A 7,318-nucleotide genomic window follows, 5' to 3' on the forward strand; every position below is an offset into this window, starting at 1 on the left:
CGCTTGTCCTCACCCATTTCGAGCACGACTACCTACCGGGAATTCGCTGAGATCACGTCAGTGATCATCATGGTGCAGGGCGCCGGATTAGAGGATGCTATCAAATCCGGCGCACGGGCCTGAATCTCTCCATGTAACCCTTGGTCGGCCACGGCTGGTCAAGGGTTACATTTTCCCCATTAGGTTGCGCCACAACAACGAAGGGGTATCAACGTATTTATGGCGTTCTTAGCTCGTCCGTAGCGAGGTCCCAGAAGGACCTGTAACGATTAGCCCCAGGCAGCCATGGTGCGACATACCAGGCCTCCCACTCACCTTCAGCGGTGCTAACGTGGGGATTGAGGAGAGCCGCTCCGTCATCCCAGTATCCGATTAGAAGGGTGTCGGGCACATACTCCCCTCTGTAATGGATGGAGTCCTGCTCCCGTCCGTAGACGTAGTAGAGCTCGTCGGGCACGCTCCAGGAGTTCTCCCGCTTGGGTGCCGACCAGCTCTCAACCATCGAGGGATCGACATCACGCACCCAGCCGACTTCCTCGACACGCAGCAGACAGCAGTCATCGTCGCTGCCCCACCCGTCGGCGAACAGGAGAAACTGTCGATAACTAGGCGGTAGCCCCACACCCAGCCCCTCTTCAAGCTCGGTGACCTCGTCTTCGGTAGCCGGGGAACGCAGAGCGCCGAGTGGGCTGATCGTCGGGTGATCCGAACTTTCAGCCGCCGGATGCCTTCTGGGGAAGCGTTCAGACCAGGCGTATCGGGTATTCATGTGACGAAGATATCCCGTTCGAGTGGCTGTCGCATGTGCAGTACAAAGCTATGCGCAGGGCACTTTCTTGACAGCATCGCTGAGCCCTACACCGACTGCGCAGACGTGGAGGACTCTGCTGGTTAACTCGTTTGGGTGCAGCTCTTCCTCAGTGACTGGAGCGATCAGGCCGTGAGGGAGTATCCGTCCTGGTAGTCGTTCTGGTGGACCCGTTCGTGTTGTCGGGCGAGGTGAAAACGCCAGTATTCGTCGAGGTCACCCGTTGGTGATCAGGGCGCGGAGTTTCAGAACCGCTTCGGCTCCGGCCAGGCCCCAGCGTGCCCCGGCGAGGTCGAATCGTCGGCGATCAGATGGCGGCAGGCGCCTTCGATCACGCCGGTCGCGATCGGCCATCCCTGTACCGCTTCATAACTCATCTCAGGGCGTTTGATCTGCGGTTTTGACCTGCGGAGGTGGTTCGGGCAAGATCGCCGCTTGTGTCGGTTCGTTTGTTGTATCTGATCCTGATTCGGGTGTTCGGCTGGCCGGTGTTGCTGGGACGTAGTCAGTCGTCCAAAGACGTCGAGATCATGGTGCTCCGACATGAGGTGGCCGTGCTGAGGCGTCAGGCCGAAGCCGGACTGGGCTGATCGGATGGTCCTGTCGGCGTTGTCTCGCTTCCTGCCGACGATGCTGAGAGCTCATCGGCTTGTCACTCCGGGAACGCTGCTGGCCTGGCATCGCCGGTTAGTTAAACGCGCGTGGACCTACCCTCACCGCTCTGGCCGTCCCGCAACGAGCACGGAAATCCGGGACCTGGTAGTCCGTCTGGCAGGCGAGAATCCGACGTGGGGGTATCGGCGGGTGCACGGCGAGCTGGTTCGGCTCGGTATTCAGCTCAGCGAAGCGACCGTATGGCGGATCCTGCGGGCCCGCCGGCCCGGTCCGGTTCCCAGGGACATGGACACCTCGTGGCGAACGTTTCTGCGCCTGCAAGCGAAAGGGCTGATGGCCTGTGACTTCTTCCACGTAGACACGATCTCCTTGAAGCGCTTGTACATCTTGTTCGTGATGGAGGTGGCGACGCGGCGCGTGCACGTTCTGGACGTGACGGCCAACCCGACCGGCGCGTGGACGACTCAGCAAGCCCGTAACTTGCTCATGAATCTAGGCGAGAGGATCAACTCGTTCCGGTTCCTCATCCGTGACCGTGACGCCAAGTTCATCGCCGCCTTCGACGAGGTCTTCACCGCCGAGACCATCGCGGTGGTGAAGACGCCGCCGCAGACGCCTCGAGCCAATTCCTACGCCGAACGCTGGGTCCGCACCGTACGAGCCGAATGCATCGATCGGATATTGATCTGCGACGAGCGGCACCTTCGGTCGGTCCTGGACGAGTACGTCAAGCACTACAACGGTCATCGACCGCATCAATCCCGCCAGCAACGCCCACCTGATCACGACGACCGGATTGTCGTGCCGATGGAAGGCCGTATCAAGCGTCGAGGGGTGCTCAGCGGAGCGATCAACGAGTACCACCGAGCTGCCTAACTGACCCGACGAAACACCAGCTCAGACCACGTGCACGAGTTTTGAATCGGTGCAAGGTCGAACAGCGGCCTTCCCATGGGGCGCCGGAGGGACCGTTCGGGCGTGCGAGCACGCGCCGAGCACAGCGGCGCCATCTCTATCTGTGGTCTGGAGCGCGGAATCATTCTGCACAGCCGCGATTCAATGATCATAGGGTGTCCGCCGTGCTCGGTGCATGCTCGCACGCCCCGTCACGCGTCGTCAGGGCCCGGCACCGCCTGACACGCAATGTGCGCGGAGGTGGCACGAACCACCATCAAATGACACCCCGCGATACTAAAGGATCTTGCTTCTAATCCGACGGTCGCAGGTTCGAACCCTGCAGGGCGCACTTTGATCATGTTCTGACCTGCGGTGATGCGGGATCGGATGCGTTCCGGAATTTTCTTCTGGCGTTTGCGTGCTCCATGTGTGCTCGCGTGCACAAACCCCGCACACGCCATGATCCATTCGGTATCTCCGGCTGCTGTGGGGAGAGCAGGGGCCCCGCCTCGCGGTAAGAAGGCGGCGAGTGCGGGGCCGGATGCTTTATCCGACTGTCAGCTTCTCAGTGAGATGAGTTTCCCGGGTTCGGTCTGGTGTTCCTCGTCGAACAGCAGGGCTGCGGTCTTCTCGGCCGCCGCTGTGGCGACTTGTGGGTAGACGGAGGTGTAGGTGTCGGCGGTGAAGGCGCTGGAGGTGTGGCCGAGCGTTTCCTGTACTACTTTCATCTCTACCCCGGCGGCGAGCATGAGTGAGGCGGCTCCGTGGCGTAGGTCATGGAGCCTGATGGGCGGCAGTGCGCCTGCCGAAAATTGCCCATGGGCGCTCGGGATAAGGACGTGGAAATACTCGCCCTACGCCACCAGATCGCCGTCCTTGAACGCCAACTCGGCGCCGACACCAGAGTGAGATTCGCACCCGAGGACCGGGCCTTTCTCACCGCTCTCCTGGCCTCGCTGCCCCGCGAGGTCCTGGGCCGACTGCGGCTTCTCGTCCGCCCGGATACCGTCCTGCGCTGGCACCGCGATCTGATGCAACGGCGTCACGCCCGTACCTGCCGGGCGAAGCGGCCTGGGCGCCCGCCCACGGTCGGCTCCATCCATGCTCTCGTCCTGTGTCTGGTTCGGGAGAACCCTGGCTGGGGCTATCGGCGGGTGCATAGTGAGCTCGCCACGCTCGGCATCAAGGTCGCGCCGTCCACGGTGTGGGAGATCCTCAAGCAGGCAGGTGTTGATCCGGCCCCCAAGCGGGCGTCCACCACGTGGGGCGATTTCCTGCGCTCGCAAGCCGACGCCCTGCTGGCTTGCGATTTCATCGAGACCGTCACCTTGGACGGGCAGCGCCAGTACATCCTGGCGGTCATCGAGCACGCCAGCAGGCGCATTCGAGTGCTGGGCACCACCGCTCACCCGACCGCCGACTGGGTGATCCAGACGATCAGGAATCTCGTGATGGACCTGGAGGAAGCGAACTGCTGGCCACGCTTTCTGATCCGAGACCGTGATGGGAAGTTCCCCGCCCTCATGGACGGAATCCTCGCCGACGCAGGCATCCAGACCGTACTCACCGGTATCCGGATGCCCCGAATGAATTCCATCATGGAGCGATGGGTGCAGTCCTGCCGAAACGAACTCCTGGACCGCTGCTTGCTCTGGAACGAACGCCACCTGCGGCACGCCCTGCGCGAGTACGAAGTGTTCTATAACCGGCACCGAGCCCATCAAGCCCTGAACCAATCCGCCCCGCTGCGTACCGTCCCGGACCCGATCACGGATCCAGAGCGAATCACCGACATGAACATACGCCGACGAGACCGGCTTGGCGGCGTCCTTCACGAGTACTCACATGTCGCTTGACCTACATGGATGGAATTTTCGGCAGGCGCAATGCCGTACATGATCGCTTCGGTGGCGAACAGCCTTCGAAAGTCGTGCGGGACGAAGTCCAGTGGCCTGCCGTCGGTGCCGGTAATCCCGGCGGTGGTGAAAGCCTTGGTGATCAGGGTGCGAATGCCCGAGATCGGGATTGGCCGGGTCTCCAACCCGACGCGGTGCTGGAACAGCAGCGGCATCGGTGGGTTCCAGGTCTTCTCGTATTGGTCGTAGGCAATCGCGAGCGGGACGCTGCCATCGGGGGTGCGGATCCGGCAGATGACGGCTGAAAGCACATCGGCCAGCTCAGGCGCGATGACGAGCAGTCGCTCCTCGTCGGTCTTGGACGGGGCGACTGACAGCAGCGGGACGAGTTCGCCGCTGGCGGGCATTCGGTATTGGACCAGGCTGTGATGTGAGAACTCGGTGAGCTCTTCGATGCGGATTCCGGTCATCCGCAGCACCTCAACCGCTGCCCAAGCCCAGAAGGCGTTGTCCTCCTCGCGGGTGAGGTCGCGGCGTTTCCCGGTCCGCGGGTCTTCAGCCCAGACTCGCGGCGACGGCCGTTGCATAGTGGCGCGGCGCAGCTACAGCCAGATCACCGTCCGGACGAACCGGTACTCGGTCCCGGCCCGGTTCATCGGCCGCCAACTGCGGGTCATGCTGCACGCCTCCCACCTGATCGTCTATGACGGGCAGCAGGTCGTCGCCGAGCACGATCGGTTGTTCGCCAAGGGCGGCCGGCGCCTGGAGCTGGACCACTATCTGGAGGTCCTGATCCGCAAGCCCGGCGCGCTGCCGGGCGCGACCGCTCTGGAGCAGGCGCGGGCCGCGGGCAAGTTCACCCCGGTTCACGACACTTGGTGGGCGGCGGCTTGCAAGGCCCACGGCGACCGTGACGGCACCCGCGCGCTGATCGAAGTGCTGCTCCTAACCCGTCACATCCCTACCGAGCATCTGGTCACCGGCCTGGCCGCCGCGCTGCGGGCCGGCGCCCTCACCGCGGACGCGGTCGCCCTGGAGGCCCGCAAAGCCGCTGAGGAAGACGAACAAGCCGCTCCCGAGCCCGCCCAGCACGACAACCACGAGGCAACGGTGACGTTCCTGACCGAACGGCGCCTGGTCCAGCTTCCCGCGACACCCGGCCGCTGCCCTCGGTGACGGCCTATGACCAGCTCCTCAAACGCGCCCGGGCGCCCGGCGAGCGCCCAGCCCAAGGAGGAACACCATGAGCGTCCCCCACCGCGGCATGACCGAACAGGCCACCCAGGCCTCCATCGATCAGGCCTGCCGGATGCTCCGCCTGCCCAGCATCCGCACCGCCTTTCCCGAATTGGCCGAGCAGGCGACCCGCGAGCAGATGTCCTACCTGGGATTCCTCGCCGAACTCTTGCTGACCGAATGCGACGACCGCGCTCGCCGCCGCTCTGAACGCCGCATCAAGGCCGCCCAGTTTTCCCGGCGACAAGTCCCTGCGCGCCTTCGACTTCCACGTCAACCCCAACATCGATCCCGCCACCATCCACACGCTCGCCACTTGCGAATGGGTGAAAAAGGGCCAGCCCCTCTGCCTGATCGGCGACTCCGGCACCGGCAAGTCCCACCTGCTCATCGCCCTCGGGACCGAGGCCGCAATGAAGGGCTACCGGGTCCGCTCCACCCTCGCCACCAAGCTCGTGAACGAACTCGTCGAGGCCGCCGACGACAAGGTCCTAGCCAAGACCGTCGCCCGCTACGGACGCGTCGACCTGCTCTGCATTGACGAACTCGGCTACATGGAACTCGACCGGCACGGCGCCGAACTCCTCTTCCAGGTCCTCACCGAACGCGAAGAGAAGAACAGCGTCGCCATCGCCAGCAACGAGTCCTTCTCCGGCTGGACCCGCACCTTCACCGACCCGCGCCTCTGCGCCGCGATCGTCGACCGGCTCACCTTCGCTGGCAACATCATCGAGACCGGCACCGACTCCTACCGCCTTGCCCAAACCCGAGCCAGAGCCGAACAAGCCAGCTGACCACACTCACAGGGGTGGGACTGGAATACGCCAGAAACCTGCCGTGGTGACCGGTAAGCGCTGGTCAGCGGGTGGCCGAGCTTGGACTGACCAGATCACTCCGTCACGGGCAGGCACTCGGCGAGCAGGTCGACGACGTCGCGCCAGGCTCGCTGCGCGTGCCGTGGGTGGTAGCCGACGCCGGGGACCACGGTGTGGTCGACCGGCGGGTGGTGGAAGGCGTGCAAGGCGCCGCCGTAGACCACGAGGCGCCAGTCGACGCCCGCGGCCTGCATCTCGGCGGTGAACGCGTCCCGTTGCGCGGGCGGCATGATCGGGTCTTCCGACCCGACCCCGGCCCACACCGGGCAGCGAATGCGCGCGGCCTCGCCCGGTCGGCCCGTGGTCAGTGCGTTGACTGTCCCGATGGCGCGGAGGTCGACGCCGTCGCGCCCGAGTTCCAGCCCGATGGCGCCCCCGGTGCCGTAGCCGACGGCGGCGATCCGGTCGAGGTCGGTCCGCGGTTCGGCGCGCAGCACGTCGAGCGCCGCGTGGCCGATGCCCCGCATCCGGTCGGGGTCGGAGAGCAGCGGCATGCAACGGGCCAGCATCTCCTCGGGGTCGGTGAGCAAGCGCCCGCCGTGGAGGTCGAAGGCCAGCGCCACGTATCCCAGCTCGGCGAGCGCATCGGCTCGGCGGCGCTCGACGTCGCTGAGCCCTGGGCCCTCTGGTCCGAGCAGCACAGCGGGGCGGCGCCCGGTGCCGGAGGGCAGCGCAAGGTGCCCGATCATCGTCAGGCCGTCGGCCGGGTACTCGACCGTGCGGGTTGTCACTGTCGTCATGAGACTGGACTGTAGTGATCGTCGAGCCCGGTCGGGCCGGTGTTCACCGCTGGCAGAGTTCACCGCTGGCAGAACAGCGCGGGTGTGCCTCTGAAATGCGGCGATGGCTCACAAGGTCCGTCACAAACCCCGTTCTCGCGGCAGCGTTATCGGATCATCTGCCCTGGCCACGGTGCTGGAGACTGACTCTCGCGGCAGGTTTCTGGCATATTCCGGCCCTGCGGGTGCCGAATATTCATCCGTGCAGGTCATGGAGGTGATGCACTCTCTTGTGCTCCCGTCGTGAGCCCC

At 64.6% G+C, this 7,318-nt stretch carries 9 protein-coding genes and 2 pseudogenes; 6 read left to right on the top strand and 5 right to left on the bottom strand.

Features of this window, described 5'->3' with window-relative positions; all coding sequences use genetic code 11:
• Nucleotides 1–217: 217 nt before the first annotated feature.
• Both ABD844_RS34250 and ABD844_RS34255 read right to left on the bottom strand, forming a co-directional pair.
• Entirely contained in the window at nucleotides 218–769 is a 552-nt protein-coding gene (locus tag ABD844_RS34250; RefSeq protein ID WP_344887192.1) for an SMI1/KNR4 family protein, read from the bottom strand.
• 164 nt (nucleotides 770–933) lie between these two features.
• Nucleotides 934–1,164: pseudogene (locus ABD844_RS34255) on the bottom strand (ISKra4 family transposase); the annotation flags it as partial.
• Between the two features lie 81 nt (nucleotides 1,165–1,245).
• Between ABD844_RS34255 and ABD844_RS34260 the strand changes: the two are divergent.
• Together ABD844_RS34260 and ABD844_RS34265 are read left to right on the top strand one after the other, a co-directional pair.
• Nucleotides 1,246–1,398, top strand: coding sequence for a hypothetical protein (locus tag ABD844_RS34260; RefSeq protein WP_344887194.1), 153 nt, complete (start codon nucleotides 1,246–1,248; stop codon nucleotides 1,396–1,398).
• 40 nt (nucleotides 1,399–1,438) lie between these two features.
• On the top strand, nucleotides 1,439–2,299 hold the full coding sequence (locus ABD844_RS34265; protein WP_425568706.1) for an integrase core domain-containing protein: 861 nt from the start codon (nucleotides 1,439–1,441) through the stop codon (nucleotides 2,297–2,299).
• Nucleotides 2,300–2,877: 578 nt separating this feature from the next.
• Here the strand turns inward: ABD844_RS34265 and ABD844_RS34270 are convergent.
• Nucleotides 2,878–3,153, bottom strand: coding sequence for a tyrosine-type recombinase/integrase (locus ABD844_RS34270; RefSeq protein ID WP_344887206.1), 276 nt, complete (start codon nucleotides 3,151–3,153; stop codon nucleotides 2,878–2,880).
• Nucleotides 3,154–3,159: 6 nt separating this feature from the next.
• Between ABD844_RS34270 and ABD844_RS34275 the strand changes: the two genes are divergently transcribed.
• Nucleotides 3,160–4,176 (top strand): integrase core domain-containing protein, encoded by a 1,017-nt coding sequence (locus ABD844_RS34275; protein WP_344887198.1) that lies wholly within the window; start codon nucleotides 3,160–3,162, stop codon nucleotides 4,174–4,176.
• Here the strand turns inward: ABD844_RS34275 and ABD844_RS34280 are convergent.
• On the bottom strand, nucleotides 4,152–4,646 hold the full coding sequence (locus tag ABD844_RS34280) for a hypothetical protein (protein ID WP_344887200.1): 495 nt from the start codon (nucleotides 4,644–4,646) through the stop codon (nucleotides 4,152–4,154). The two genes, ABD844_RS34275 and ABD844_RS34280, sit on opposite strands and share 25 nt — an antisense overlap.
• Before the next feature lie 118 nt (nucleotides 4,647–4,764).
• Here ABD844_RS34280 and ABD844_RS34285 point away from each other — a divergent pair, with 118 nt between their 5' ends.
• The 3 genes and pseudogenes from ABD844_RS34285 (at nucleotide 4,765) to istB (ending at nucleotide 6,206) form a co-directional block, all read left to right on the top strand.
• A complete protein-coding gene (locus ABD844_RS34285; protein ID WP_344887202.1) occupies nucleotides 4,765–5,352 on the top strand; it encodes a Mu transposase domain-containing protein in 588 nt (195 codons plus the stop codon).
• A gap of 133 nt (nucleotides 5,353–5,485) precedes the next feature.
• Nucleotides 5,486–5,626: pseudogene (locus ABD844_RS53365) on the top strand (ATP-binding protein); the annotation flags it as partial.
• Entirely contained in the window at nucleotides 5,619–6,206 is a 588-nt protein-coding gene (gene istB, locus ABD844_RS34290) for an IS21-like element helper ATPase IstB (RefSeq protein ID WP_425568707.1), read from the top strand. The pseudogene ABD844_RS53365 and the gene istB, both read left to right, overlap by 8 nt.
• Nucleotides 6,207–6,301: 95 nt before the next feature.
• Here istB and ABD844_RS34295 read toward each other — a convergent pair whose 3' ends face one another.
• Complete coding sequence (locus tag ABD844_RS34295) at nucleotides 6,302–7,027, bottom strand: dienelactone hydrolase family protein (RefSeq protein WP_344887204.1); 726 nt, start codon at nucleotides 7,025–7,027, stop codon at nucleotides 6,302–6,304.
• Nucleotides 7,028–7,318: the final 291 nt, after the last annotated feature.

The organism is Nonomuraea antimicrobica, assembly GCF_039536965.1.
Taxonomy (GTDB): Bacteria; Actinomycetota; Actinomycetes; order Streptosporangiales; family Streptosporangiaceae; genus Nonomuraea; species Nonomuraea antimicrobica.